Source organism: Streptomyces sp. GS7, from assembly GCF_009834125.1.
GTDB lineage: Bacteria > Actinomycetota > Actinomycetes > Streptomycetales > Streptomycetaceae > Streptomyces.
In genome coordinates this window covers 6454912-6480571 of the sequence record NZ_CP047146.1, presented here as the reverse complement: position 1 = coordinate 6480571, position 25660 = coordinate 6454912, and the positions used below count along the sequence as shown (strand labels likewise).

At 73.7% G+C, this 25660-nt stretch carries 20 protein-coding genes and 2 pseudogenes; 15 read left to right on the top strand and 7 right to left on the bottom strand.

What is annotated here, in order from left to right:
- Positions 1–4 precede the first annotated feature (4 nt).
- Positions 5–745 (bottom strand): Clp protease N-terminal domain-containing protein, encoded by a 741-nt coding sequence (locus tag GR130_RS28155; RefSeq protein ID WP_159507303.1) that lies wholly within the window; start codon positions 743–745, stop codon positions 5–7.
- Positions 746–1335: 590 nt separating this feature from the next.
- Entirely contained in the window at positions 1336–3021 is a 1686-nt protein-coding gene (locus GR130_RS28150; RefSeq protein WP_159507302.1) for a glycoside hydrolase family 13 protein, read from the bottom strand.
- Between the two features lie 512 nt (positions 3022–3533).
- On the opposite strand from GR130_RS28150, the gene GR130_RS28145 reads away from it, so the two are divergent.
- The 6 genes and pseudogenes from GR130_RS28145 (at position 3534) to GR130_RS28120 (ending at position 10011) form a co-directional block, all read left to right on the top strand.
- Positions 3534–4040 carry a PadR family transcriptional regulator gene (locus GR130_RS28145; RefSeq protein ID WP_159507301.1) on the top strand — a complete coding sequence of 169 codons (507 nt, stop codon included), beginning with the start codon at positions 3534–3536 and terminating at the stop codon, positions 4038–4040.
- Between the two features lie 147 nt (positions 4041–4187).
- Positions 4188–5021, top strand: a complete 834-nt coding sequence (locus GR130_RS28140) for a M55 family metallopeptidase (RefSeq protein WP_159507300.1) — start codon at positions 4188–4190, stop codon at positions 5019–5021.
- Entirely contained in the window at positions 5014–6378 is a 1365-nt protein-coding gene (locus GR130_RS28135; protein ID WP_159507299.1) for a M20/M25/M40 family metallo-hydrolase, read from the top strand. Before GR130_RS28140 ends, GR130_RS28135 begins: the two co-directional genes overlap by 8 nt.
- A 141-nt stretch (positions 6379–6519) precedes the next feature.
- Positions 6520–6918: pseudogene (locus tag GR130_RS28130) on the top strand (S9 family peptidase); the annotation flags it as partial.
- A 110-nt stretch (positions 6919–7028) separates the two neighbouring features.
- Positions 7029–7978 (top strand): annotated as a pseudogene (locus tag GR130_RS28125) (S66 peptidase family protein).
- Positions 7979–8190: 212 nt separating this feature from the next.
- Positions 8191–10011: a CocE/NonD family hydrolase gene (locus GR130_RS28120; protein WP_159510270.1), complete on the top strand. Its 1821-nt coding sequence runs from the start codon at positions 8191–8193 to the stop codon at positions 10009–10011.
- A gap of 172 nt (positions 10012–10183) precedes the next feature.
- Here GR130_RS28120 and GR130_RS28115 read toward each other — a convergent pair whose 3' ends face one another.
- From GR130_RS28115 to GR130_RS28105, 3 genes are all read right to left on the bottom strand, one after another.
- A complete protein-coding gene (locus GR130_RS28115) occupies positions 10184–10378 on the bottom strand; it encodes a ferredoxin (protein ID WP_159507298.1) in 195 nt (64 codons plus the stop codon).
- A gap of 48 nt (positions 10379–10426) precedes the next feature.
- Positions 10427–11617 carry a cytochrome P450 gene (locus tag GR130_RS28110; RefSeq protein ID WP_159507297.1) on the bottom strand — a complete coding sequence of 397 codons (1191 nt, stop codon included), beginning with the start codon at positions 11615–11617 and terminating at the stop codon, positions 10427–10429.
- A 173-nt stretch (positions 11618–11790) separates the two neighbouring features.
- Positions 11791–12471: a TetR/AcrR family transcriptional regulator gene (locus GR130_RS28105; RefSeq protein WP_159507296.1), complete on the bottom strand. Its 681-nt coding sequence runs from the start codon at positions 12469–12471 to the stop codon at positions 11791–11793.
- 45 nt (positions 12472–12516) lie between these two features.
- Between GR130_RS28105 and GR130_RS28100 the strand changes: the two genes are divergently transcribed.
- The 6 genes from GR130_RS28100 to GR130_RS28075 all read left to right on the top strand — a co-directional run bounded on the left by GR130_RS28100 (position 12517) and on the right by GR130_RS28075 (position 20211).
- The gene (locus GR130_RS28100) at positions 12517–13434 is read left to right on the top strand and encodes a DUF2867 domain-containing protein (protein ID WP_159507295.1); all 918 of its coding nucleotides are present in this window, start codon (positions 12517–12519) and stop codon (positions 13432–13434) included.
- A gap of 57 nt (positions 13435–13491) precedes the next feature.
- A complete protein-coding gene (locus tag GR130_RS28095; RefSeq protein WP_159507294.1) occupies positions 13492–14931 on the top strand; it encodes a CoA transferase in 1440 nt (479 codons plus the stop codon).
- Positions 14932–15067: 136 nt separating this feature from the next.
- Positions 15068–16030 (top strand): glyoxalase superfamily protein, encoded by a 963-nt coding sequence (locus tag GR130_RS41670; RefSeq protein ID WP_328707570.1) that lies wholly within the window; start codon positions 15068–15070, stop codon positions 16028–16030.
- Between the two features lie 120 nt (positions 16031–16150).
- On the top strand, positions 16151–17056 hold the full coding sequence (locus GR130_RS28085) for an arginase family protein (RefSeq protein WP_159507293.1): 906 nt from the start codon (positions 16151–16153) through the stop codon (positions 17054–17056).
- Positions 17057–17164: 108 nt separating this feature from the next.
- Complete coding sequence (locus GR130_RS28080; protein ID WP_159507292.1) at positions 17165–19201, top strand: DUF5107 domain-containing protein; 2037 nt, start codon at positions 17165–17167, stop codon at positions 19199–19201.
- Positions 19202–19290: 89 nt separating this feature from the next.
- Entirely contained in the window at positions 19291–20211 is a 921-nt protein-coding gene (locus GR130_RS28075) for an NADP-dependent oxidoreductase (RefSeq protein ID WP_159507291.1), read from the top strand.
- 93 nt (positions 20212–20304) lie between these two features.
- Here the strand turns inward: GR130_RS28075 and GR130_RS28070 are convergent, their stop codons facing one another.
- Both GR130_RS28070 and GR130_RS28065 read right to left on the bottom strand, forming a co-directional pair.
- Positions 20305–20658, bottom strand: a complete 354-nt coding sequence (locus tag GR130_RS28070; RefSeq protein WP_159507290.1) for a VOC family protein — start codon at positions 20656–20658, stop codon at positions 20305–20307.
- 112 nt (positions 20659–20770) lie between these two features.
- Positions 20771–21586 (bottom strand): methyltransferase domain-containing protein, encoded by an 816-nt coding sequence (locus GR130_RS28065; protein WP_159507289.1) that lies wholly within the window; start codon positions 21584–21586, stop codon positions 20771–20773.
- 195 nt (positions 21587–21781) lie between these two features.
- On the opposite strand from GR130_RS28065, the gene GR130_RS28060 reads away from it, so the two are divergent.
- From GR130_RS28060 to GR130_RS28050, 3 genes are all read left to right on the top strand, one after another.
- Positions 21782–22297 carry a GNAT family N-acetyltransferase gene (locus GR130_RS28060; RefSeq protein WP_159507288.1) on the top strand — a complete coding sequence of 172 codons (516 nt, stop codon included), beginning with the start codon at positions 21782–21784 and terminating at the stop codon, positions 22295–22297.
- A 187-nt stretch (positions 22298–22484) separates the two neighbouring features.
- The gene (locus tag GR130_RS28055) at positions 22485–23783 is read left to right on the top strand and encodes an aminotransferase class I/II-fold pyridoxal phosphate-dependent enzyme (RefSeq protein WP_159507287.1); all 1299 of its coding nucleotides are present in this window, start codon (positions 22485–22487) and stop codon (positions 23781–23783) included.
- 276 nt (positions 23784–24059) lie between these two features.
- The gene (locus tag GR130_RS28050; protein ID WP_236573585.1) at positions 24060–25265 is read left to right on the top strand and encodes an MBL fold metallo-hydrolase; all 1206 of its coding nucleotides are present in this window, start codon (positions 24060–24062) and stop codon (positions 25263–25265) included.
- The last annotated feature ends 395 nt before the right edge of the window (positions 25266–25660 follow it).

Sequence of the window (25660 nt, the reverse complement as noted above, 5' to 3'; positions counted from 1 at the left end):
GAAGTCAATTCTCCTGGATGGCGGCGGCGATGGCGGCCAGCGCCTGGACGACGTACGACTCGGTGGCGGCCTTGTCGATACCCAGGCCGGTGAGGACGCCCGAGCCGTCCTCCTGCTCCAGCAGCGCGAGCAGGAGGTGTTCGGTGCCGATGTAGTTGTGGCCCAGCCGCAGGGCCTCGCGGTAGGTGAGTTCCAGTGCCTTTCGTGAGGGGACGTCGAACGGGATGAGGGTGGGGAGGGTCTCCGCGGCGGGCGGCAGCGCCGCGGTCGCGGCCTCGCGGAGCGCCTCCGGGGACACGCCCTGCGCCGCGATGGCCTTCGTGGCGAGCGCTTCCGGTTCGCAGAGGAGCCCGAGGGCGAGGTGCTCGCGGTGGATCTCGGCGTTGCCCGCCGTGCGGGCTTCGGTCTGCGCCGCCACCACCACCTTCCTGGCCCGGGGGGTGAAGCGGCCGAAGCCCTGTGCGGGATCGAGATCCTCCGCCAGGTCCACCGCCTTCGGCACGAAGCGCTTCTGGGCGGCCTGCTTGGTGACGCCCATGCTCTTGCCGATCTCGGTCCAGGACGCGCCCGAGCGCCGCGCCTGGTCCACGAAGTGGCCGATGAGGTGGTCGGCGATGTCGCCGAGGTGATCCGCGGCGATCACCGCGTCGGAGAGCTGGTCGAGTGCGTCGGTGTGCGCCTTCTTGATGGCTTCGATCAGGTCGTCGAGCCGGACGGGGTTCGTCATGGGGTCTGGATTCGTCATGCGTCAACGTTAGGTTGACGAGGGTCCTGGCGTCAACCCTTCGTTGACGATTGGCGCGCTCCGGTGTCGGGCGCCCGCATGCGCGTCGATGTCCCGCCGTCGCGCTCGGGGCTGCTGCGGTTCCGGCCGGAGGGTGTTGCGGCGGGTCACTCGCTCGTATGCCCCCGTTCCTCCGCGGGCGGCACAACTCCCGGCATGCGAGCGGGCGGCTATGGTGCGCCCGCAAGGCCGCTGACGCAGCGATCGGCGCCACCGAACCGGCCCTGATCGCCAGCACCCTGGCCGGACGCGGCGGGAACCGGAACGGCGGGCCGGGCGCACCCGCCGACCGGGCCGGCGGTCGAGTGGCGCCCGTGAACCGATCCGGCAGCCGGGAAGCCTTCAGGTGCCCCCGGGCGGTGTGCCGTCCCGCGAGCACCGAAGCGGAAGCGCGCCCGGCCGGGGCAACTGCCCACCGCGGCCGACCGGTTCGCGCCCCGTCACCCGTCATCCTTCACCCGTCACCCTCCACCCGCTCCGGCGGCAGGCTGCCGGCGGGAGGGCCCCGGTCCTGACGGGAGGGCCCTGAGGGACGGGCTCCGACGGTACGGCTACGGCAGCCCCGGCTGCTGTGTCGGGTCCATCCACCACGCGGCGGTCGACCCCGGGAGTGTCCCGGCGGGACAGGCGCCGCTCGCCAGCAGCGGCACGCCCGCCACGGGTGCGGGCACCGGCTCCGTGCCGAAGTTGATCGCGCACACCAGGCCGTCACCGCGAACGAACGCCAGCACCTGGGCCGGCGACTCCAGCCAGCGCAGGGTGCCCTCGCCGAGCTGCGGAAGGCCCCGGCGCAGCTGGAGCGCCTCGCGGTAGAGGTGCCAGAAGGAGCCGGTGTCGGCCACCGCCCGGTCCATGGTGTGCCCGGCGAACCCGGCGGGCTGCGGCAGCCACGGCTCGCCCTCGGCCCCCGTACTGAAGCCGAACGGCGCCGCGTCCCCGGACCACGGCAGCGGCACCCGGCACCCGTCCCGGATGTGCTGCCGGCTGCCCGTGCGGTGGAAGATCGGGTCGGTGAGCACCTCGTCCGGCAGGTCGGTGACCTCGGGCAGGCCCAGCTCCTCGCCCTGGTAGACATACGCCGCGCCGGGCAGGGCCAGCATCAGCAGCGCGGCGGCGCGGGCCCGCGCCGGGCCCAACTCGCCTTCCGGGGTGCCCGGTTCGCCCGCGTAACGGGTGACGGTGCGCACCTGGTCGTGGTTGTTGAGCACCCAGGTGACGGTCGATCCGGTGCCCGCGATGTCGGTCAGCGCATCGGAGATGACCGTGCGGAAGAGCCCGACGTCCCACCGCGCGGTCAGCAGGTGGAAGAAGAACGCCTGGTGCAGCTCGTCGGCCCGGACGTACGCGGCCTGCTCGCCCGGAGTGCGCACCGAGACCTCGCCGACCAGGAGCCGGTCCCGGCCGTCCACGGAGGTGTACTCCTCGCACAGCGCCCGCCAGTCGCGCCACACCTGGTGCACCTCGGGCTGGTTCCAGGCTAGCGGGTTGACCGAGTCGCGGGTGCGCTCGTCGGCCGACGGATCGGGGGAGTCGGGGAGTTCGGGGTGCTTGTAGAGTCCGGCGGCCACGTCGATGCGGAACCCGTCCACGCCCCGGTCGAGCCAGAAGCGCAGCACCTTGTCGAAGTCGGCGGCCACGTCGGGGTTGCGCCAGTTCAGATCGGGCTGCTCGGGGGTGAACATGTGGAGGTACCACTGGCCCGGGGTGCCGTCCGCCTCAGTGATCCGGGACCAGGCGGGGCCGCCGAACATCGCGCGCCAGTTGTTGGGCGGCAGTTCACCGGCCTCCCCGCGCCCGTCGGCGAAGTGGAAGAGCGACCGCGACGGGCCGCCCGGAGCCTCCTCCAACGCGGCCCGGAACCACGGGTGTTCGCTGGAGCAGTGGTTGGGGACGATGTCCAGCAGCACCTTCAGGCCGAGCTGGTGGGCCTCGGCCACCAGGCGGTCGAACTCGTTGAGATCGCCGTACGCCGGATCGACGTCGCGGTAGTCTGCGACGTCGTAGCCGTGGTCGTGCTGAGGGGAGGGGAAGAACGGACTGAGCCACATACCGTCCACGCCGAGCTTCTTGAGGTACGGGAGCCCCCTGCGGACCCCGGCGAGGTCGCCGGTGCCGTTGCCGGTGGTATCGCGGAAGCTGCGCACGTAGACCTGGTAGATGACCGCATCGCGCCACCAGCGCTGGGCCGTGTCCTGGGTGGCGGTCGGGTGGCCGCGTTGCGCGGTGGCTGTGAGCATCTGCCGTGATCCCGTTCTTACCTGTGCAAGTCGGCCTGGCCGCCTGCGAGTTGCTGTTATGCATGTATGTTAGGTAGCAGTGTCTTTTCGGTGTCAACAGAATGTTCAAAGTTGTCACAGAGGTGCCCGGGATTGCATGGAACGGGCGTGACGCCCGTGCCTGACTGCTCGGCATCCGGCCCGGTACGGCCGATCGGCGCCCACCGCAATTCCCCTCCGATGCTTGGGTGTTGGGTGGGCTGCGCAGCGCCCGTCGCGGGGCGGGAACCGGATCGGGGAGCGGTCCGGGCGAGCGGACCGGGTGAGGGGGAGCGGCAGGGGCTGCCTGCCGTACGGCTACCCCGCGGAGCCCGCTTCACGCCGTGCGCCGGCGGGCCCGGCCGGTGGACCGGCCCATGAATAGCCGTTCGCGGTGCGGGATACTGGATACCTCGGGACGAGACGACGGCGAGCCGATTCACCAACGGGGGAACCCGACAACCGACATGTAGTGCCGGAGGGAGAGGGAGAGCGTGCGGCTGCCACTCCTGGCGCTGCTGGTCAGCGGACCCGCACACGGATACGAACTCAAACGCGCCCTGGAGGCCCTGCTGGGCGTGGCCTACCCGTCGCCGAACATCGGTCAGATCTACGTCACCCTGGGCAGGCTGGAGAAGGCCGGTCTCCTCGAGGGGGAGGACGTCGAGCAGCCGGACCGCCCGAACAAGCGCATCTACCGCATCACCGCGGCGGGCCGGGAGACCGTGGACGCCTGGTTCGAGGAGTCCACCGTCGAGCCCCGAGTCCGCGACGAGTTCTTCATGAAGTTCGCCCTCGCCCCCCGTACCGGCACCGCCGACCGGATCGCCCTGATCGACAGGCAGCGCCGCCAGTACCTCAAGAGCATGCGCGCACTGTCCCGGCTCGCGGCGGCCGGGAACCAGGGCAACCGGCTCGCGCAGCTGCTGATAGAGGGCGCGATGCTCCACCTCCAGGCGGACCTCGACTGGCTGGAGCGCTGCCAGGAGGAGCTGGAATAGCGGGGCGCGCTGAGCCACACAGATGATCTTCAGTGGTCTGGACCGGTGGAGTTATCCACAGCCCTGGTCCGGGTGTTCGAGCCCGCGTACCGTGACGGATCAAGGGCCGCGCATCCGGCCTCCCGCCTGCGATGGGACTGACAGACGGTGAAGATCCTGATCTCCGCGGACATGGAGGGTGCCACGGGCGTGACGTGGCCCGCCGACGTGCTGCCGGGCACGCCGCAGTGGGAGCGCTGCCGCCAGATGTTCACCTCCGATGTGAACGCGGCCGTCGCCGGGTTCTTCGACGGCGGGGCGGATGAGGTCCTCGTCAATGAGGCCCACTGGTCGATGCGCAATCTGCTGCTGGAGCGGCTCGACCGGCGGGCGGAGATGCTGACGGGGCGTCATAAGTCGCTCAGCATGGTGGAGGGGGTGCAGCACGGAGACGTCGACGGGATCGCCTTCGTCGGGTACCACACGGGCGCCGGTACGGAAGGCGTGCTGGCGCACACGTATCTCGCCAACACGCTGACGGGTGTCTGGGTCGACGGGGTGCGGGCGAGCGAGGGCCGTCTCAACTCCCTTGTGGTGGCCGAGTACGGCGTGCCGGTGGTGCTGGTGACCGGTGACGACCGGACATGCCAGGACGCGCTGGGGTACGCCCCGCGGGCGCCGGGGGTGGCGGTGAAGGACTATGTGTCGCGCTATGCGGCGGTCTGCCGCCCGCCGGCCCGTACGGCGGCCGAGATCCGGGCCGCGGCCTGCAAGGGCGCGGCGCTCGCGGTGCGTCACGATCCGGTCCGGGCAGGCCCGTTCCGGTTCGAGTTGGAGTTCGACGCGGAGCACCTCGTGGGTGCGGCTACGTGCGTGCCCGGCGTGGAGCGCTGCGGGGAGCGCCGGGTCGCGTATACCGGTCAGAACATGTACGAAGCCATCCGGTGTTTCAAGGCGGTCACCACGGTCGTCTCGTCCGCCGTGGAGGAACAATATGGCTGAGAATCAGCGGGCGGAACAGAGCGCGGGCACGGCCGCGGGAGCGGTCGACCAGCAGGCGCTGGACGAGGTGGTGCGGTTCACCTCCGATCTGATCCGTATCGACACGAGCAATGCCGGTGACGGTGCCTGCCGGGAGCGCCCGGCCGCCGAGTACGTCGCCGAGCGGCTGGCCGACGTGGGGATCGAACCGGTCCTGCTGGAGCGCAGCAAGGGGCGGACGAACGTCGTCGCCCGGATCGAGGGCACCGAACCCTCCGCCGATGCGCTGCTGGTGCACGGCCATCTGGACGTGGTGCCGGCCGTGCCCGGCGACTGGCGGGTGCACCCCTTCTCCGGGGAGGTCCGCGACGGTGTGGTCTGGGGCCGGGGCGCCGTCGACATGAAGAACATGGACGCGATGATGCTCGCCGCCGTCCGGCAGTGGGCGCGCGGCGGGGTGCGGCCACGGCGCGACATCGTGCTGGCGTTCACCGCCGACGAGGAGGCCAGCGCCGAGGACGGATCGGGATTCCTCGCCGACCATCACGCCCAGCTCTTCGAGGGCTGCACCGAGGGCATCAGCGAATCCGGCGCGTTCACCTTCCACGCCGGCGGCGGGATGCGGATCTATCCGATCGCGGCGGGGGAGCGCGGCACGGCCTGGCTGAAGCTGACCGCCCATGGCCGCGCCGGGCACGGCTCGAAGATCAACCATGCCAACGCCGTCAGTCGCCTGGCCTCCGCGGTGTCGCGGATCGGCGAGCACGAGTGGCCGGTGCGGCTCACCCCGACCGTCCGGGCCGCGCTGCGGGCGCTCGTCGCGCTGCACGGCGTGGACGTCGACGTCGAGAGCCCCGCATGCGACGTCGACGCGCTGCTGAGCAAGCTCGGGCCGTCCGCCAAGCTGGTCGCGCCGACGGTCCGCAACAGTGCCAACCCGACGATGCTGACGGCCGGTTACAAGGTCAACGTGATCCCGGGATCCGCCGTCGCCTATGTGGACGGCAGGGTCGTCCCGGGCGGCGAGGCGGAGTTCCGTACGACCATGGACGCGCTCACCGGACCCGACGTGACGTGGGACTACCACCACGGCGAGGTCGCGTTGCAGGCGCCGGTCGACTCCCCGACGTTCGCCGCGATGCGCGCGTCGGTCGAGCGCTTCGACCCGCAGGGCCGCGTCGTGCCGTACTGCATGTCCGGCGGCACGGACGCCAAGCAGTTCTCCCGGCTGGGCATCGTCGGCTACGGCTTCTCGCCGCTGAAGCTGCCCGAAGGCTTCGACTACCAGGCGCTGTTCCACGGCGTGGATGAACGCGTACCGATAGAGGGCCTGCACTTCGGCGTCCGGGTGCTCGATGACTTTCTGCGCGGCGCTTAGTGCCTGTCCCTGGTGCCTGACCCGAGTGCCCGGCCCATCGGACCGCCCCGACGGCCGGAGAAGGGGCGGTCGGCCGGCCGCCGGGGTCCGGCCGGCCGACGGCGAACCGTCCCGGACACCCCACGGGGAGGAATCGACAGCATGGTGACCACGGCTCCGTACGGCTCCTGGGCGTCCCCGCTGGACGCCCGGACGGTCGCCGCCCGCGACGGCCGCCCGGCGGGGGTCGGCTTCGTCGGGCACGACGTGTGGTGGACGGAGCCGCGCCCCGCCGAGGACGGCCGGCGGGCGCTGATCCGCCGGCGGCCGGACGGCGCCGAGGAGTCGGTGCCGCCCGCGCCCTGGAGCGTCCGCAGCCGGGTGACGGAGTACGGCGGCCGGCCCTGGGCCGGCACGGTCACCGAGCGCGGCCCGCTGGTCGTCTTCAGCAACTCCGTCGACCACCGGCTGTACGCCTGCGAACCGGACGGCGCCGCCGCGCCCCGTCCGCCGACCGCGCGCTCCGCAGCGGGCGGCCGGCTGCGGTGGGCCGACCCGGTGGGCTTCCGCCGCGCGGACGCCCGGGCGCGCGCCCTGGAGGCCGAGCTGGCCCTCTGTGCCCGGTCCTTCGGCATCGCCCGCGGCGATGTCCCGCCGCTGGAGCCGCACCCATGACCGCGGCGCAGGCGCCGGAGCCGAACCGACCCCGGCGGCTGCGGCCCGGCGACCGGGTGGCCGTCGTGGCGCCGAGCGGCCCCGTCACGCCCGAGCTGCTGGCGAGCGGGCTGGAGGTCCTGCGCGGCTGGGGCCTGGACCCGGTCACCGCACCCCATGTCCACGCCGGGCACGGCACGTTGGGCTATCTCGCGGCGGCCGACGAGGCCCGTGCCCGCGACTTCCAGGAGGCGTGGTGCGACCCGTCCGTCACGGCCGTGTTCGCGGCCCGCGGCGGCTACGGGGCCCAGCGGATGGTCGACCTCCTGGACTGGGACGTCCTTCGTGCGGCGGTGCCGAAACCGCTGATCGGGTTCAGCGACGTGACGGTGCTGCACGAGGCGTTCGCGGTACGCGCCGGTGTCACCTCGCTGCACGGCCCGTCCGTCGCCGGACGGGCCCTCTCCCGGGACGAGCCCACCCGCGAGCATCTGCGGCGCACGCTGTTCGCGCCGGAGACGGTGCGCACCCTGGCGTCGGCCGCTTCCCGGCCGCTTCCCGGCCGCTGGTGCCGGGCCGCGCCCGCGTGACCCTCGGCGGCTGCCTGACCCTGCTCGCCGCCGAGCTGGGCACGGTGCGGTCCCGCTCCGGCGCGGCCGGCGGCCTGCTCCTCCTGGAGGACACCGGCGAGCCGCCGTACCGCATCGACCGTGCGCTCACCCAGCTCCTGCGCGCCGGCTGGCTGGACGGCGTCGCGGGGATCCTCCTCGGCTCCTGGACCCGCTGCGGCCCGTACGAGCGGGTGCGGGAGGTGCTGGCGGACCGGCTGGGCGGCCTCGGGGTGCCGGTGGTGGAGGAGTTCGGGTTCGGGCACGGCGACTCCGCGCTGATGGTGCCGCTCGGCGTCCCGGCGGAGCTGGACGCGTCGGCGGGCACGCTGACCTGTGCGATACCGGCGCTGGTCTGACGGCCGGCGGTCCGGCATTCGGCTGACGTAGCGTCAAAATCCCCGTCATCGGGACGCCGCACGCCCTATATATCCGTGGGTAGCAATGAGCTGACGCTCCGACATCACCGCATGTCGTGAGCGTTGACATGCCCGTTACTCGTGTCACACCATGACCCGGCCGCTACCGACCAGTTGGTACGGCGTGTCCTTGTGGAGGTCTCGTGCCCAGCGTGTCCCGAGCCGTGTCCCGCCCCGTACTCCGCGCGTCCCTCGCTCTGCTGGCCGGCACCGTCCTCGCCGTGCCCGTCGTCCTCAACGCCCCCACCGCGGCAGGGGGCGCCGCCGCCCCGTTCACGGTCACCGCGCTCACGGTGACCGTCCGCGCCGGCGGCCGTACCTGCCCCGTGGACGTGGACCTGTACCGCCCCCGGGGCGTGGACGCCGCGCACCCGGCGCCCGCCGTACTGACCACCAACGGCTTCGGCGGCAGCAAGGCGGACGGCTCGACCGACGGCATCGCCCGGGCCTTCGCCTCCCGCGGCTATGTCTCCCTGGCCTACTCCGGTCTCGGGTTCGGCAAGACCGGCTGCCCGATCTCCCTCGACGACCCCGGCATCGACGGCAGGGCGGCTAGCCGGCTGATCGACCTGCTGGCGGGGACGCGCACCGCCGACGACGGCACCCGCATCGACTACGTCACCCAGGACCGGCCCGGCGATCCGCGGGTCGGCATGATCGGCGGGTCCTACGGCGGCGCGATCCAGATGGCGACCGCCGCCGTGGACCACCGCGTCGACGCCCTGGTGCCGCTGATCACCTGGAACGACCTCGGGTACTCCCTCGACCCGAACAACACCGGCCGCAGGCGGGGCGTCAGCGGACAGGTGCCCGGGGCGTACAAACACGAATGGACGAACGGGTTCTTCCTGCTCGGCGAGGCGCAGGGGCTGCTGCATCCGGGACTGGACCCGTCGTGGATCGGCGGCGCGGGCTGTCTGCACTTCGTCGCGCCGGCCTGCCGGACCAAGCAGCTGCTGGATTCCCGCAGGTATCCGCCCGGCCGGACCCAGGAGGTGTTCCGGTACGTGCGCAGCGTCTCACCGGTCTCCTACCTGAAGTCGGTCACGGCGCCGACGCTGCTGGTCCAGGGGGAGGCCGACACCCTCTTCAACCTCAACGAGGCCGCGGCCACGTACCGGACCCTCCGCGCGCAGGGCACCCCGGTCAGGATGATCTGGCAGTCCTGGGGCCACAGCGGCGGGATCAAGAACCCTCCGAAGGGCGAACTGAACCTGGCCACGGGCAACTTGGACAGCAGCTATGTGGGACAGCGGATCCTCGCCTGGTTCGACCGCTATCTGCGCCACCGCACGGAAACCGGCACCGGCCCGGCCTTCGCGTACTACCGCGACTGGGCGACCGGCCGAAGCGCCTACGCCACCTCGTCCGCCTTCCCCACGGGGGGCCGGCAGCGGCTCTATCTCTCCGGCGACGGCAGGCTCGTCGGCAACCGCGGCGAGGTCGTGCGCGGCAGCCGTGAATACCGCAACGTGCTGGTGCCCACCAGTCATTCGGAGAACTCGCTGGCCGCCCTCATCGGCCTGCCGGACGCGCCGCCGTACGACATCAAGGGCACCTACCTGGACTGGATCTCGGCGCCGGTGACCGGTGGACCGGTGGACGTCGTGGGCCCGCCCAAGGTGACGCTGAGGGTCTCCTCGCCGCAGGCCGAGGAGGTGCAGAACTCCTCGGACGCGGCGGACAAGCTGCTGCTCTTCGTCAAGATCTACGACGTCGCGCCGGACGGCGGCAAGACGCTGGTGCACCGGATGGTGGCCCCGGCCCGGGTGCCCGATGTGACCCGGAAGTTCACCGTGGAACTCCCGGGCATCGTGCATCGCTTCGCGCCGGGGCACCGGCTGCGGCTGGTGATCGCCGCGAGTGACACCGCCTATGCGGGCAATCGCGGCGTGAAGCGGGTGACGGTCACCAGCGCTCCCGGGGACACCGGGGTCCTCGAACTTCCCGTCACCGAAGGGGTGTTGCGGTAGCGGATGGGGTGGATGCCGTAGTGATCGGAGTCCGGGGCGGAACGTCGCGTGCGCGCCGCGGTCGCCTGGTGCCGGCCGGGAGCCGTGCGCATCGGCCGGACGCCATGGGCGTCAGCCGGGGGCCGCGGGCGTCATCCGGGCCGTCCGCGCGTGGGGGGTGAGTCGTCCGGCGTCACTCCTCCGTGGCTGTGATGGCCTGTACGGGGCACGCGCGGACGGCCTCGCGCACCAGGGGGTCGCCGCCGCCGTCCTCGCGGCCGGGCAGCAGCTGACTGAACCCGTCGTCGTCCTGGGTGAACACCGACGGCGCGGTGAGCGCGCACTGGCCGGCGCCGATACAGACGTTCGTGTCGATGGTGATCCGCATGTCGGACCCCTTTCCGTGGGCTGCCTCCTTGGTGGAGACCGTGCGGCGCTACCAGGCCAGAGGCAGTTCGAGCATTCCTTGGAGAGTGTCCCCCGGCTTGAACGGAATGTCGGCAGCCGGCACGGCGAGTCGCAGATCGGGGATCCGCGTGAACAGCGAGCGCAGCGCTATCTCCATCTCCGCGCGGGCGAGGTTCTGCCCGAGGCACTGGTGGATGCCGAAGCCGAACGCGATGTGGTGGCGGGCCGAACGGCCGACGTCCAGCTCGTCCGGTGACGGATAGGCCGTCTCGTCGCGGTTGATCACAGACGTGGGGAACACCACCCCGTCGCCCGTCCGGATGGTCTGCCCGGCGATCTCGATGTCCTCGGTCGCCACCCGCAGCATCCCGTCCGCTATGGACAGGAACCGGAGCAACTCCTCGACCGCGGACGGCATCAGGCCCTCGTCCGACCGCAACCTGTCCAACTGCTCCGGGTGTTGCAGGAGGGTGAAGGCACCGAGCGAGATCATGTTGGCGGTGGTCTCATGGCCGGCGACCAGCAGGACCATGGTCAGCCGGACCAACTCGACGCGCTCGACGGCACCGGTCGGCAGCCGCTCCTCGATCAGCTCGTCCAGCAGGCCGTCGCCCGGATCCCGCTCCTTGCGGGCGATCAGGTCCGAGAGATAGTCCTCCAGATCGATGCGGGCCTGCTCGACTTCCTCGGCCGTACGTCCGCGGAGCATCCGGTGGGACCGCTCCTCGAAGAACTCGTGGTCGGCGTACGGGACGCCGAGCAACCGGCAGATGACCATCGAGGGCACCGGCAGGGCGAACGCGGAGACCAGCTCGGCGGGCGGTCCCTGGGCCAGCATCCCGTCCAGCAACTCGTCCACGATGCGCTGGATCCGCGGACGGAGTGCGACGGTCCGCTTGAGGCTGAAGCTGGGGATCAGCATCCGGCGCTGGGCGTTGTGCTCGGGGTCGTCCGTGCCGATCAGCGGGGTTCTGAACCGCCGGGCGGCGGCCCTGAAGCGCTCGACCGGCGCCGGGAACGACGGGTTCCGCCGGTCGCACGACAGCCGGGGGTCGGTCAGCAGCGCCCGCGCCTCGGTGTGGCCGGTCACGGCCCAGACATCGCGGCCGTCGTAGAAGGTGACGTGCGCGAGCGGGCCCGCCTCGCGCCGCGGCCGGTAGTTCGCCGGAGGGTGGTAGGGGCAGGTGCGGTCCTGGGGGAAGGAGACGGTCTCGGTCACGGATTCCTCCCGTGCGGGTGAGGTGAGCCGGTCGTCGACGGGGTGTCACGGCCGACTTCCGTAGGACATGCCGGCCCTGGACGCGAGCCCGGCCGCGCCGGTCCCCTCGCGATGCCCACGGCACCCCGTGCGGTCCGGTCGACTCGGTCCGGAATCGGCCCCGTTCGCCACCCTCACCCCCTCTCGGCGGCGGATTCCGATACGTCTGGATCCGGGCTCACCTCGCGAACGTCCGGACGCGCGGCGGTAGTTCCCGCCGGACGCAACAAGGTCTCCAGCACCGCGTCCAGATGGAGGTCGCGGGCGTCCCCGGCCGGCAGCGTCCCGGGCACCGCGTGGCTGAGCTGGGTGTGCCCCAGGTAGGCGGTGTACGCGAGCAGGCCGCGGCGCCGAGCCTCGTCCTCCGGGAACCCCAACTCCGCGAAGAGCGAGGCGATATGGCCGATGCGGCGGTCGGTCACCCGCGTGAGCGTGGCCGCCACCCGCGGATCGGCCGCGGACGCCAGCAACGACACCTCCAGGGGGTCCTCGGCGGCGGTTCGGGTGGCCCGCTGGAACAGCCGGCGGAGCCGGGTGCCGGCGTCGGGCTCGTCCGCCAGCTCGGCGATCACGGCCTCGGTGCGGCTCTCCTCCCAGCGCTCCAGCGCGGCCTCGATCAGCGCGTCCCGATTGGTGAAGTGCCAGTAGAAGCTGCCCTTCGTGGTGCCCAGCCGGGCCGCGAGCGGCTCCACGGCCACCGCCGCGAGTCCGCCCTCACCCATGGCCGCCAGGGCCGCATCGGCCCAGTCCCGCACCGTCAGCCGCCGTCGCGCGCCGCTACGGGCCGCCCTCTCTCGCTGTCGCACCATGGCCATACGCTACCGTACGGTCAAACATACGCCACCGTATGGAGGTGTTCCGTGCGCACGGTCCGCAACGTCCATTCCCGCACCGTCCAGGCCCCGGCGAACGCCGTGGGAGCCCTGCTCGACCGGCTCGGCGGCGATCCCGATCCGCTCTTCCCGACGCCCGCCTGGCACCCGATGCGCTTCGACCGTCCCCTGGAGGTCGGTGCCGTCGGTGACCACGGCCTGGGCCCCTACCAGGTGGCCGTCCACGAACCGGGCCGCCGCATCCGCTTCGACTTCCTCCCGGGCCCGCACGGCGACGCCACCGGCTACCACGAGTTCACCGTCCGCCCCTTGGGGCCGGACCGCTGCCGGGTCGAGCACGTCCTGGAGTGCCGGCACGGCCTCGCCCGCCGGCTCGTGTGGCATCTGGCGATCCGCGCCGGGCACGACACCGTCGTCGAGGAGGTGCTCGACAACATCGAACGGGCGGCCACCGGACGGCTCGGCGCCCCCGTCCGCTGGTCGCCACGGGTGCGGCTGCTCAACCGGCTGCTGTGGGACCGCCCGACGGCCGTCGCCCTCCCGGAGAGCGCTCGACTGGCACGCGGTGCCTTTCCGCGTACGGACTTCCAGGACGCCTGGCAGCTGCCGCTGCGCCCCGGCATGCCGGCGGAACCGGAAGCCTGGGAAGGGGTGTTGCGCGGCGCGCCGTTCCCGGTGGTGGGCCGGGAGGGCGGCGAGATCCTGCTCGGCAAGGACGCCGGCCACCTGGACTTCCGGGCCTCCGTCCTGGTCGCCGACGGCCACGTCACCCTCGGCACGGTCGTCCGCACCCACCACCGGGGCGGGCGGCTCTACCTCGCCCTCGTGCGGCGCGTCCACCCCTTCATGGCCCGTACGGTGCTGCGCCGCACCCATCGCCGGCTGGCCCTGGCGGCGCCCGGCGCGGGGGAGCGGTGGGCCGCGCGCCCGCCCGCGGGGCGGTGATCCGCGCGACGCCGGGATCCACTGGTCACGGGTGGCACTGAGTGCCAAACTTGCTTCATGGGGCAACGACACGACGTGGAGCAACGGCACGACACCGGTACGGATCTGGCCTGGGCGGCACTGGCGGGCGACCCGGGCCTCACGCGGCGGATCGCGTACGGCGGGCCGCCCGGCCTGCTGCCGGCCCGGCTCCCCGTGATGGACCTGGCCCGCGCCGCCGTCGCCGCCTGCGCGCTCGCCGCGGCGGAGCTGGCGGCGCAGCGCTACGGCGGCCCGCTACCCGCCGTACGGGTCGACGACGGCGCGGTGGCCACCGCCTTCGTCAGCGAGCGCCATCTGCGGATCGACGGCCGCGCACCCTCGGCGTTCGCGCCGCTCTCCCGCTTCTGGCGCACCGCCGACGGCTGGGTCCGCACGCACGCCAACTACCCGCACCACCAAGCCCGTCTGCTGCGCGCGCTGGGCCTCCCGGAGACCGCCGGCCCGACCGAGGTCGCGACCGTCGTCGCCGAACGCACCGCCGACGACGTCCAGGAGGCCGTGTACGCGGCGGGCGGGCTGGCCGTCGCCGCCCGCACCTCCAAGGAATGGGCCGCCCACCCGCAGGGTGCCGCGCTGGCCGGGCTGCCGCTGCTCAGCCGCGAGGCCCTCGGCGGCGGCACCCCGCCGCGTCCGCTGCCCGCCCTCGCCGGCACCCCGACGCTGCCCGCCGCCGGGCTGCGCGTCCTGGACCTGACCCGGGTGATCGCCGGACCGGTCGCCACCCGCACCCTCGCCCTCCTGGGAGCGGACGTCCTGCGCATCGACGCCCCGCAGCTCCCGGAGAGTCAGGACGCGCACAACGACACCGGGTTCGGCAAGCGGTCCACCACCCTGGACCTGGGCTCGCACGGCGGTCGGGCGTCCTTCGAGGCGCTGCTCGCGGACGCGCACGTCGTGGTGACCGGCTACCGTCCCGGCGCCCTGGACCGCTTCGGGCTCGCCCCCGAAGCGCTCGCCGAACGCCGCCCCGGGCTGGTCGTGGCCCGGCTCTCCGCCTGGGGGGACGACGGCCCCTGGGGCGCCCGGCGAGGATTCGACAGCCTGGTGCAGGTCGCGACCGGTATCGCCGCCGCGGAGGCGGACGCCGACGGGAATCCCGGTGCGCTGCCCGCCCAGGCGCTGGACCACGCCACCGGGTATCTGCTGGCGGCCGCGGTGCTGCGGTCGCTCACGGAACAGGCCCGGACCGGCGGCGCGCAGCTGGCGACCCTCGCGCTGGCCCGTACGGCGCGGTGGCTGATGCAGGACCTGGGGGAAAGGCCCGAGAGGCCCGCCGCGCCCACGGGGACGGCCGCCCCTCCCACGGGCTACGACCCCGACCGCCACCTCCGCGAGACCGACAGCCCCGTGGGTCGGCTGCGGCACGCCCGCCCACCGGTCGCCTTCGACGGGGGACCGGCCAATTGGGCGACTCCCCCCGGCCGTTGGGGGACGGACGCGCCCGTATGGCGCTGACCCCGGCCCCATGAGGCCACACAGTTCCGCCCGTACGGGGCAGGTCCGCACCCGGGCCGCCTCCCCGCGCGGGCGGGACGGCCGGCGCCCGAAATGCCGCTTGGTCACGCACCCCCGCCCCTCGTACGATCTGCCGATGACGAGCTCCGACGATCGCTACCTCGCGCGTGGCCCCCGGGTGGGCATCCGGCCCTTCACCGCCGCCGACCGGGAGGAATTCACCACGCTCGCCCGGCAGAGCGCCGAGCTGCACCACCCCTGGCTCTACCCGCCGCTCACCGACGACGCCTACGACGGCTATCTGGCACGCCTTCAGGAACCGGCCCGCGAGGGCTTTCTGATCTGCGAACACGCCACCAGGCGGATCGCCGGCTACCTGACCGTCAACAACATCGTGCATGGCGCGTTCCGCTGCGGCGCCATCGGCTACGGGGCCTTCGCGCACGCCGCCGGACGCGGCCTGATGAGCGAGGGGCTCCGGCTCGTCCTGCACCACGCCTTCGGGGAACTGGGCCTGCACCGCCTGGAGGTCAACGTCCAGCCGGGCAACAGGGAGTCGATCGCCCTGGTCCGGCGCGCCGGCTTCCGGCTGGAGGGGTTCTCCCCGGACTTCCTGTTCATCGACGGCGCCTGGCGCGGGCACCAGCGCTGGGCCATGACCAGCGAGATGCTCCAGGACGCGGCGGAGCGGCCCACCGGCTCCCCGCACACGCCCCAACCCGTCGTCCTCCAGCGCCCCGTACCGGTCTTCCGGATCTTCGACGTGGCCAGGGCGAAGGACTTCTACGTCGGCTACCTCGGCTGCGCCCTCGACTGGGAGCACCGCTTCGCACCCGGAGCGCCGCTCTACACCCAGGTCTCCCGCGGCGCCCTGGTCCTGCACCTCTCGGAGCACCACGGGGACGCGACCCCCGGCTCCACCGTCTACACCGAGCTGACCGGCGTCCGCGCCCTGCACGCCGAACTGGCCGCCAAGGACTACCCGTATCAGCGCCCCGGCCTGGAGACGGACGAGTTCGGGACCTCGCTCACCCTCACCGACCCGTTCGGCAACCGGCTGCGGTTCAACGAACGGGGCGGGAGCGCCGAGACGGGCTGAGCGGGTCCGGCGGGGGCGGGGGCCGTCCGTCGGTCCGGGGCCGGGGCCGCGGCCCGCGGGACTCCCGTGCAACCCCCTGCAACCAACGGCCGTCCCCATGGCGGCGGTTACGATCCCCTTATGCGCCGGAACGTACTGATCGACGCCCCGTCCAATCTGGGGCTGCGGCCCCCCGCGCCCGGCGCCGTGCCCGGCTGCTCCAAGCTGGCCGGGGCGCTGCGGGAGCAGGGGCTGCTGCGTCGGCTCGGGGCGCTGGAGGGCGGGGTCGTGGTGCCGCCCCGCTACGCCCTGGGGGAGTGGCGGGAGGGGGACGGGGTCTTCCACGCCGAGGCCATCGCCGGGTACAGCGTGCGGCTGGCGCGGCGGGTGGCGGGACACGTACGGAGCGGCGACTTCCCGGTCGTCCTCGGTGGCGACTGCAGCATCCTCCTGGGCGCCGTGCTCGCGCTGCGGCGGCTGGGCCGGTACGGCGTGGCCTATCTGGACGGGCACGGCGACTTCCGGCACCCGGGGAACACGGACGTGTCGGGGCCGGTCGGTGCCGCCGCGGGGGAGGGCGTCGCGCAGATCACCGGACGCGGGCAGTCCGACCTGACGGACATCGACGGCCTGCGGCCGTACGTCCGCGACGAGGACGTGCGGCTCCTGGGGGTACGTGACGCGGACGAGGACCAGCCGGAGCTGAGCCGGCTCGGCATCAGCTGCACCAACGTCGGCGAGATCCGGCGACGCGGCCCGGAGGCGGTGGCGCGGGCCGCGCTCGGGCACCTCCAGAACTCCCCGCTGGACGGGTTCTGGATCCATCTGGACGCCGATGTGCTGGACCCGGCCGTGATGCCGGCGGTGGACAGCCCCGACCCCGGCGGGCTGTCCGCGGCCGAACTCCGGGCGCTGCTCGCACCGTTGGCGGCCTCGCCGCGCTGTGTGGGGGTCGACGTGACGATCTACGACCCGGACCGCGACCCCACGGGAGCCGGGGCGGTGCTCCTCGCCGGCCTCCTGGAGGGCGTCTTCGCGCAACCCTGACCGCACCTGTCCGCAAGACGCCCTGTTCAGACCGGCGATCACGCTGTTCCATGGTCAACAGAGGGCCGCCGCAGCCGGGGTGGCCCCGCCCGATCCTGCGAGGCAGCCGTGGCCACGAGTGTCCGACGCACCACCCTGACCCTCCCCGTGGCCCCCCTGGGCCCGGACAACCCGCTCCCCGCCCTGCGCGCCGCCGGCGACCCGCACCGCGTCGAGATCCCCCAAGGCGAGCGTCTCCCGGCGGACATGGCGCGCCAGCTCGGCTACCAGCCACTGCGCTCGATCCTGCCCACCCGGATGCGCGACGGTTACGGCCGCGACCGCCGGGCCACCGACCTGGCGGCGCTGGTCATCGAGAACGACCGGCTGCGCGCCACCGTCCTGCCCGGCCTCGGAGGCCGGGTGCACTCCCTGCACCACAAGCCCACCGGCCGGGAACTCCTCTACCGCAACCCGGTGGTGCAGCCCGCCGCGTTCGCGCTCAACGGCGCCTGGTTCTCCGGCGGCATCGAATGGAACATCGGCGCCACGGGCCATACGACCCTCTCGTGCGCGCCGATGCACGCGGCCCGGGTCCCGGCGCCCGACGGCGGCGAGATGCTGCGGCTGTGGGAGTGGGAGCGGCTGCGCGATCTGCCCTTCCAGGTGGACCTCTGGCTCCCCGAGGACTCGGACTTCCTCTGCGTGGGCGTACGGATCCGGAATCCGCACCACCACACCGTCCCGGTGTACTGGTGGTCCAACATCGCCGTCCCGGAGGACGAGCGCACCCGGGTGCTGGCGCCGGCCGACGAGGCGTGGCACTTCGGCTACGAGCGCACGCTGCGGCGCGTGCCGGTTCCGGAATCCGGCGGGGCCGACCGGAGTTACCCGCTCCGCAGCGAGTTCCCGGCGGACTACTTCTACGAGGTCCCCGACGGCGCCCGCCGCTGGATCGCCTCCCTGGACGGCGACGGCCGCGGTCTGGTGCAGACCTCCACCGACACGCTGCGTGGCCGCAAGCTGTTCCTCTGGGGTGCGGGCCGGGCCGGGCGGCGCTGGCAGCGCTGGCTCACCGAGCCCGGCACCGGCGGCTACGCGGAGATCCAGGCGGGGCTGGCGCGTACGCAGCTGGAGCAGGTACCGCTCGAAGCGGACGGGGAGTTGGCCTGGCTGGAGGCGTACGGGCCGCTGGCCGCCGATCCCGCCACCGTGCACGGCGCGGACTGGTCGGCGGCCCGCGACGAGGTCGCCGCCCGGCTGGCCGCGGTACTGCCGCGGGCCGATGTCGACGCCGCCCACGCCGCCTGGCTCCCGTACGCCGACCGGGAACCGAAGGAGGTGCTGGCCACCGGTTCCGGGTGGGGCGCGCTCGAAGCCGCCCGGGCGGGGCTGGACCTGCCCGGAACGCCGTTCGACGCGGCCACGCTGGGGGAGGAGCAGGAGCCCTGGCTGACGCTGATCCGGACCGGCGCGCTGCCGGCCGGCAGCCCCGGTCCCGGGCCGGCGCCGGTGGCCCCGGCCTGGCGCGAGCTGCTGGAGGCCGCGCGGCCGGGCCCGGCGACGGAATACCACCTCGGCCTCGCCCAGTGGCACGCCGGTGACCGCGCCCAGGCGGTCCGCAGCTGGGAGCGCGCGCTGGCGCACGGCGCCGGCTGCCTGCCCCTGTACTGCCTGGCCGTCGCGGAGTCCGTGGCCGGCGAGACGGCGCATGCCGCCGACCGGTTCGCCGAGGCGTTCGCCCGCGCCCGGGCGTCGGCCGCCGAGGACGACCCGGCCGTGGCACGGGCCTGTCGGGCGATGCTGCCCGCACTCGCCCGCGAGGCGGTTCCCGCGCTGCTCGCGGCCGGCCGGGCCGAAGAGGCCGCCGCGATGCTGGCGGCGCTGCGCCCGGCCGAACTCGCCGCGGGCCGCTTCCGGTTGCTGCGGGCCCGGGTCCTGCTCGCCCGGGGCCGGCCGGTCGCGGCCCGCGAGATCTTCGACGAGGGCTTCGAGATCGCCGATCTGAGAGAGGGGGACGAGACGCTCAGCGACACCTGGTACGCGATCGCCGAGCGGATCGTGGCGGGGGACGGTCCGGTCACCGAGGACGTCGCCGCCAGGGCGCGCCGGGAGCACCCGCTGCCGGAGCGGTACGAGTACCGGATGCGGCCGGTGCGGGGCTGAGCCTTCCCGCGCGCGGGACTGGCATATGCCAATCGGAAGTCGGTCGCGTGACGCGGAATCGCCTACCGCCGTCACGCGTTGTAGCGACCATGAAGGCAATCAACACGAATAGTTACGGCGGCCCCGAGGTTCTCACGCTCTCCGAGTACCCCGATCCCAAGGTCGCGCCCGACTCGGTGCTGGTGCGGGTCAAGGCGGCCGGGGTCAACCCGGTGGACTGGAAGATCGTCGCGGGCTATCTCGACGGGATCATGGACGTCCACTTCCCGCTGATCCCCGGCTGGGATGTGGCGGGCGTCGTCGAGGCGGTCGGCGCGGACGCCACGGAGTACGCGATCGGCGACGAGGTGATCGGCTATGTCCGCAAGGACGCGGTGCAGCGCGGCACGTTCGCCGAGCTGGTCGCCGCCCCGGTGCGGACCCTGGCGCGCAAGCCCGCCGCGCTCGACTGGTATCAGGCGGCCGGACTTCCGCTGGCCGGTCTGACGGCCTATCAGTCGATCGAACGGGTCGGGGTGAAGGCGGGTGAGGTGGTGCTGGTGCACGCCGCGGCCGGCGGGGTGGGTTCGCTCGGCGTGCAGATCGCGCTCGCGCGGGGCGCCCGCGTCATCGGGACGGCCGGCGAGCGCAACCACGACTTCCTCCGCTCCCTCGGCGCGGAGCCGGTGACCTACGGGGACGGACTGGCGGACCGGGTGCGGGTGCTGGCCCCCGAAGGCGTCGATGCGGCCCTGGACTTCGTCGGCGGCGGGGCCGTGGAGGTCTCGCAGCAGGTGCTGAAGGATCGCGGCCGGGTGGTGTCGATCGCCGATGGCGAAGTCGGGGCGAAGGGCGGCCACATGGTGTGGGTGAGACCCGACTCCGCCGATCTGGCCGCGCTGGGCGCTCTCGCGGACGCCGGGAAGCTGACGGTGCCGGTCGAGGCGGTGTTCCCGCTGGCGGAGGCGGCCGAGGCGTTCCGCCTCAGTATGGCGGGGCGGGCCCGCGGCAAGATCATCCTGGAGGTGTGAGGCGCACGACCCGCACGCCGCCCGGCAGCCGAGGGGAGCGGCCGGGCGGCTCCGCGGACACGGTGCACGCCGATGGGGGTTCCTGGCCCGTGCCTAGGTGCCCTGGGCGCGGTCGACGTACTCGAAGACCGAGCCGTCGGGGTGACGGGCGATCAGGTTGCGGCCGATCGGGGTGGGCAGCGGGCCGGCGATGATGTCGGCGCCGACGGCCGTCAGATCGGCCGCCGCGTCGTCCACGTTCTTGACGGCGATGGTCGCGGTGATCTTCCGCAGGACCGACAGCTCCGCCTCGGGGCCGCTCATGAGGAAGAAGCAGCCGACGGCCGCGACCGCCAGGCGGCCGCGTTGGAAGCGGAACGCCTCCGCGCCGGTCAGTCGTTCGTACACGGTGATCGCGGCATCGAGATCGCCGACGCACACCCGCAGTGAGGTCCCGAGAATGTCCATATGAACCAGCCTAGTTGGACCGGCCGAGGGTGCGCGATACCTGCCCCCGGCGTGCTCCGGGGTGAGGGTGCGGGTCCGTAACTGATCATTCGTCAGGTCGGCTGGTCGTGCGTCAGACCCGGCACAGGACTTCGCCGTGCAGCATGGCGAACCACCCGTCCTCGCGGGCGCCCCACTCCCGCCAGGCCGCGGCGATCCGGGCGAGGTCGTCCGGCGTGGCGTGGCCGCCGTCCACCGCGTTCCGGGCGTAGGAGGAGGCGACGGTGCGGTCCGCCCACAGTTCGGACCACCAGGTCCGTTCCTCGGGGGTCTGGTAGCACCAGGCGCTCGCGGTGGCGGTGATGTCGTCCTGGGTGAACCCGGCCTCCAGCGCCCAGGCGTGCAGTCGGCGTCCCCCGTCCGGCATCCCCCCGTTGGCGCGGGCCACCCGGCTGTACAGGTCCAGCCAGTCCGCCATGCCCTCGACCTCCGGGTACCAGGTCATGGTCGCGTAGTCCGCATCACGGACGGCGACGATGCCGCCGGGCCTGGTGACGCGGCGCATCTCGCGCAGCGCGTGAACGGGATCGCCTACGTGCTGCAGGACTTGATGCGCGTGGGTCACGCAGAAGGTGTCGTCGGGGAAGTCCAGCGCGTGGACATCGCCGACCGTGAAGTCGATGTTCCCGACTCCGCGGGCGGCGGCCGTGGCGCGGGCCTGGTCCAGGACGTCCGGTGCGTGCTCCAGGCCGGTGACCCGGCCGTCGGGCACCAGCGCCGCCAGGTCGGCGGTGATGGTGCCCGGACCGCAGCCGATGTCCAGGATCCGCATGTGGGGCTTCAGCGAATCCAGCAGGTATCCCGCCGAGTTGGCGGCGGTGCGCCAGGTGTGGGAGCGCAGTACGGACTCGTGGTGGCCGTGGGTGTAGACGGCGGATTCCTGCGGCATGGCCGGCTCCTTCGCGTAGGTCGGGGTGGACGCACGGGGGCGTGGCCCCCGATGCGGACACCCGTCGGCGTGGTGTGCCCACCGTACGCCTGTGTCTCGTATAGCGAGAGTAGCGTCTCGTTATATGGTCGGCCGAAGGGGAGGGGGAGGGGGCAACGGGCTGACGGCTGCGGGGGGTTGTGGTTGTCTGCGCGGATGATCAGACGACGGAACGACGCCGACCTCGACGCCTGTGTGGCCGTGCTCGCCGAGGTGCACACCCGCAGCGGCTATCCGCATCACTGGCCCGCCGACCCGGCGCGCTGGCTGACCCCCGACGGGCTGGTGGCCGCCTGGGTCGCGGAGGTGGACGGTGCGGTGGCCGGCCATGCCGCGCTGTGCGGCAACGAGGTCAGCCGGCTCTATGTGGCGCCCGGTGCGCACGGCAGCGGCCTGGGCGCGCGGCTGCTGGCGACGGTCGAGGCGGACGCGGCGGCCCGCGGGCTGCGGCTCGTGCTGGAGGTCAAGACCACGAACACCGCGGCGGTCGCGCTGTACGAGCGCCGGGGCTGGGTGCGGCGCGGCACCGAGCGGCAGGAGTGGGCGGTGGGCGGGGCGGCCGGTGTGGCGAAGGCGGTCGAGGCGGTCGAGGTGCATCGGTACGAGGCGCCGGCGCGCGGTACCGGCCGGGTAGTGCCCGCCCGCTCCGGAGCCGGTACGTCGTACACATGAGCGAACCGGTGCCCCGTCCGGCACCGTGTGCCGCAAGCCCCGTGTGCGCCGCCTCCCACCCGGGCCAGCGCCCCCCTCCGCTGACGTGTCGTCCCCCGCCGCCCCGCCGGTGATCTGCGAAGGTGGTCGGGGCCGCCCATCATGTGATGGGCCCACGATCGACCGGCCGTGTGGAGTGGAGGTACGGATGCAGCGGACCGCCCCGGATCCGCAGCGGGAGCCGGACCCGGACCCGGACCCGCCGGTGGGCCTGCCGGTCCTCCCGGAGCTCGCCGCGTACCTCTCCGCGGCCGCCGGCCGCACCGCACCCGAACCCCCCGGCGGCTCCGCGCCGCTGCGCGCCGCCGCCTGCGGCTACTGGGAGCGCCGCGGCCTGTTCACCCCGGCCGACCGGGTGCTCGCCGCCCCCGGTGCGGCGCTGCTGCTCGCCCTGTACGCCGCCGCGGACGGCGCGGTGGTGCTGCCGCGCCCCTGCTCCGAGTGGTACGCGCCGCCCGCCCGGCTGCTGGGGCGGCCGGTGCATCTGGCGCCCGTGCCGGCGGAGTCGGGCGGGGTGCCGGACCCGTTCGCGCTGCTGGAAACCGTACGGCGGGCCCGTATGCACGGCGACACCCCGAGGGTTCTGGTCCTCTCCGTCGCCGACGACCCGACCGGTACCTGCCCGCCGCCGGAGCAGCTGCACGAGGTGTGCGAGGCCGCGGCCGAGGAGGGGCTGTGGGTCATCAGCGACGAGTCGTGCCGCGATCTGCTGCACGACCCGCATGACACGGTGGTGCTCAGCCCCGCCGAGATGCTGCCCGGTGAGGTCGTGGTGCTGACCGATCTGCGGGCCGCGCTGGTGCCGGCCTGCTGGCCGGTCGCGCTGGCCCGTTTTCCCGGCACCCGGCGGGGTGAGGTCCTCCGGGACGCGACCCGCACCGTGCTCGCCGGGCTGCACATCCCGCTTCCCGGGCCGCTCGCCTGCGCGGTCACCCATGCGCTCGGCGAGCCCGACGAGGTCCGGGACCGCATCGCGACCGCCGCCCGGGTGTACGGGGTGCTCGCCAAGGCGCTGCACCGCACCCTCACGGAGGCCGGTGCGCTCTGCCGGCCGCCGCACTCGGGGAGCCACCTCTACGCCGACCTGGAGCCGCTGCGGCGACCGCTCGCCGCCCGCGGGATCACCGCATCAGCCGCTCTGGAAAGGGAGTTGGCGCCGTGGTCGGCCCGTGGCGGGCACCGCTTCGGCGACGCTCCGGAGGCCCTGCGGGTGCGGCTGGGGGTGGACGTGCTGCTCGGTGCGGACACGGCGTCCCGGCAGCGCGTGCTGGACGCCGCGGATCCGCTGCAACTGCCGCATGTGCGAGCGGAGTTGGCGGCGCTCGCGCGGCTGCTGGAGGGGCTGGGGGGAGTGGCCGGGGTGGGCGCGGCGAGTGGGATGCCGGGTCCGGAGGGGGAGGCGTATGCGGACGGGGGCCCGTACGGGGACGGGGGCGGGGACAGCTGAGCCACCGGTCCTTCCGGGTGCCGCGGCACCCGTGCCCTCCGCTGCCCCCGCTGCCCGCGGTTCCGCAGATGCCGCGCAAGCCGCCGACGCCGCTGCCGCTTCGGCGGCCGGGGGCCGCGCCGACTCCTGAGCGTCCCTCCGACTCGCACGCCCCGGACGGCCCGGCCCGGGTCCCCACCGGGGCCCCGGACCCGGTCGCCGCCCCCCGTCGCCGACCGCTCCAGTCCGCTCCCGTCCGCTCCCGCCTTGGTTCCGCCCACCGAATGGAGCCCCTCGATGACCGAACAGACCGAGCGCTCCCTCGCCGAGCCGTCCCGCACCGAGCAGCTCCCGTACGCCGACCGTAACGCCGTTACAGGGCCCGCTGTCGGCGGTGCCGGGGACGCGGTGACGGCCGTGACCGGCCCCGCCGTCGTGGAGACCGTCACCGCCCTCGGCGCGGCCCCGTCCCCGGCCCTCCCGGACACCGCCCCGCCGCCGCCCGCCGAGCCGCGCCCGCTGGGGGAACCCCGCACCTGGCCGCGGGACTTCACCGACCGGCTGACCGCACCGCTGCCCGGTGTCCGGGCGCTGGCCCGGATCGCCCGGGAGGGCAAGCTGCGGCCGCCCCCCGAGGCGCTGCTGGAGATCCAGCAACTCCCCTTCGCGCCCGGCCCGATGCCCGACGCGACGCCCGCGACCATGGCGCTGACCTGGGCCGGGCACGCCAGTTGGGTCATCCGGATCGGCGGGCTGACCGTCCTGACCGACCCGGTCTGGTCCCGCAAGATCCTCGGCACGCCGGCCCGGGTCACCCCCGTAGGAGTTCGCTGGGAGGATCTGCCGCCGGTCGACGCCGTCGTGATCAGCCACAACCACTACGACCATCTGGACGCGCCGACCCTCAAGCGGCTGCCCCGCGACACCCCGCTGCTGCTCCCCGCGGGGCTCGCGCCCTGGGCCCGCAGGCGTGGCTTCACACAGGTCACCGACCTGGACTGGTGGGAGGCGGTCGAACTGCCCGCGCCCGGCGGGTCCGTACGCTTCGACTTCGTCCCCGCGCACCACTGGAGCAAGCGGACGCTGACCGACACCTGTCGCTCCCTCTGGGGCGGTTGGCTGCTCACCGCGCCCGACGGGAGGCGGATCCACTTCGCGGGGGACACCGGTTACGGCCACTGGTTCGAGGAGATCGGCCGCCGCCATCCGGGCATCGATCTCGCGCTGCTGCCCATCGGGGCGTACGACCCGCGCTGGATGCTGCGTCCGGTGCACACCGACCCGGAGGAGGCGGTACGGGCCTGCCGGGACCTGGGGGCGCGGTGCCTGGTCCCGATGCACTGGTCCACGTTCCTGCTGTCCGCGGAGCCGCCGTTGGAGCCGCTGCGCCGGGTCCGCGCCGCCTGGGCCGCGGCCGGGCTCGCGCGCGAGGACCTGTGGGACCTGCCGGTGGGGTCGTCGCGCGTCCTGGACGAGGTCGCCTCGGGCGCCGGCCGGACCTGAGCCGGCGGTACGCGGTACGCGGCGGGGCGTCGGCAGTGACCCGCCGCCGTTCGGCGCCGGGGCGGCCGACGCGGTGCGCCGTACCGACCGCTTCCCGCATGTCGCCGACCTCATGATCAACTCCGGGCCGGGGCCGGGCCGGATCCATCGGACTCCGGCCGGGCCGCGGGTACGGGAACGGGCCGCGCGGGCGAAATCGATGCGGCGCGCAGGAACCCCGGTCGTCCTGCCGGCAGGTGGTGAGACCGAAGATATTCGCCTGGTAGACGGGTCGGGCAGGAGGATTCGCGGCGATTTTGAGCCGTGCGGGCGTCCGGTGACCATAGGCCCCGCCGGCACCCCGGCGAGTCAGCACGACGAGAGACGCGTCACACACCATGCACCGCGATCCTGCC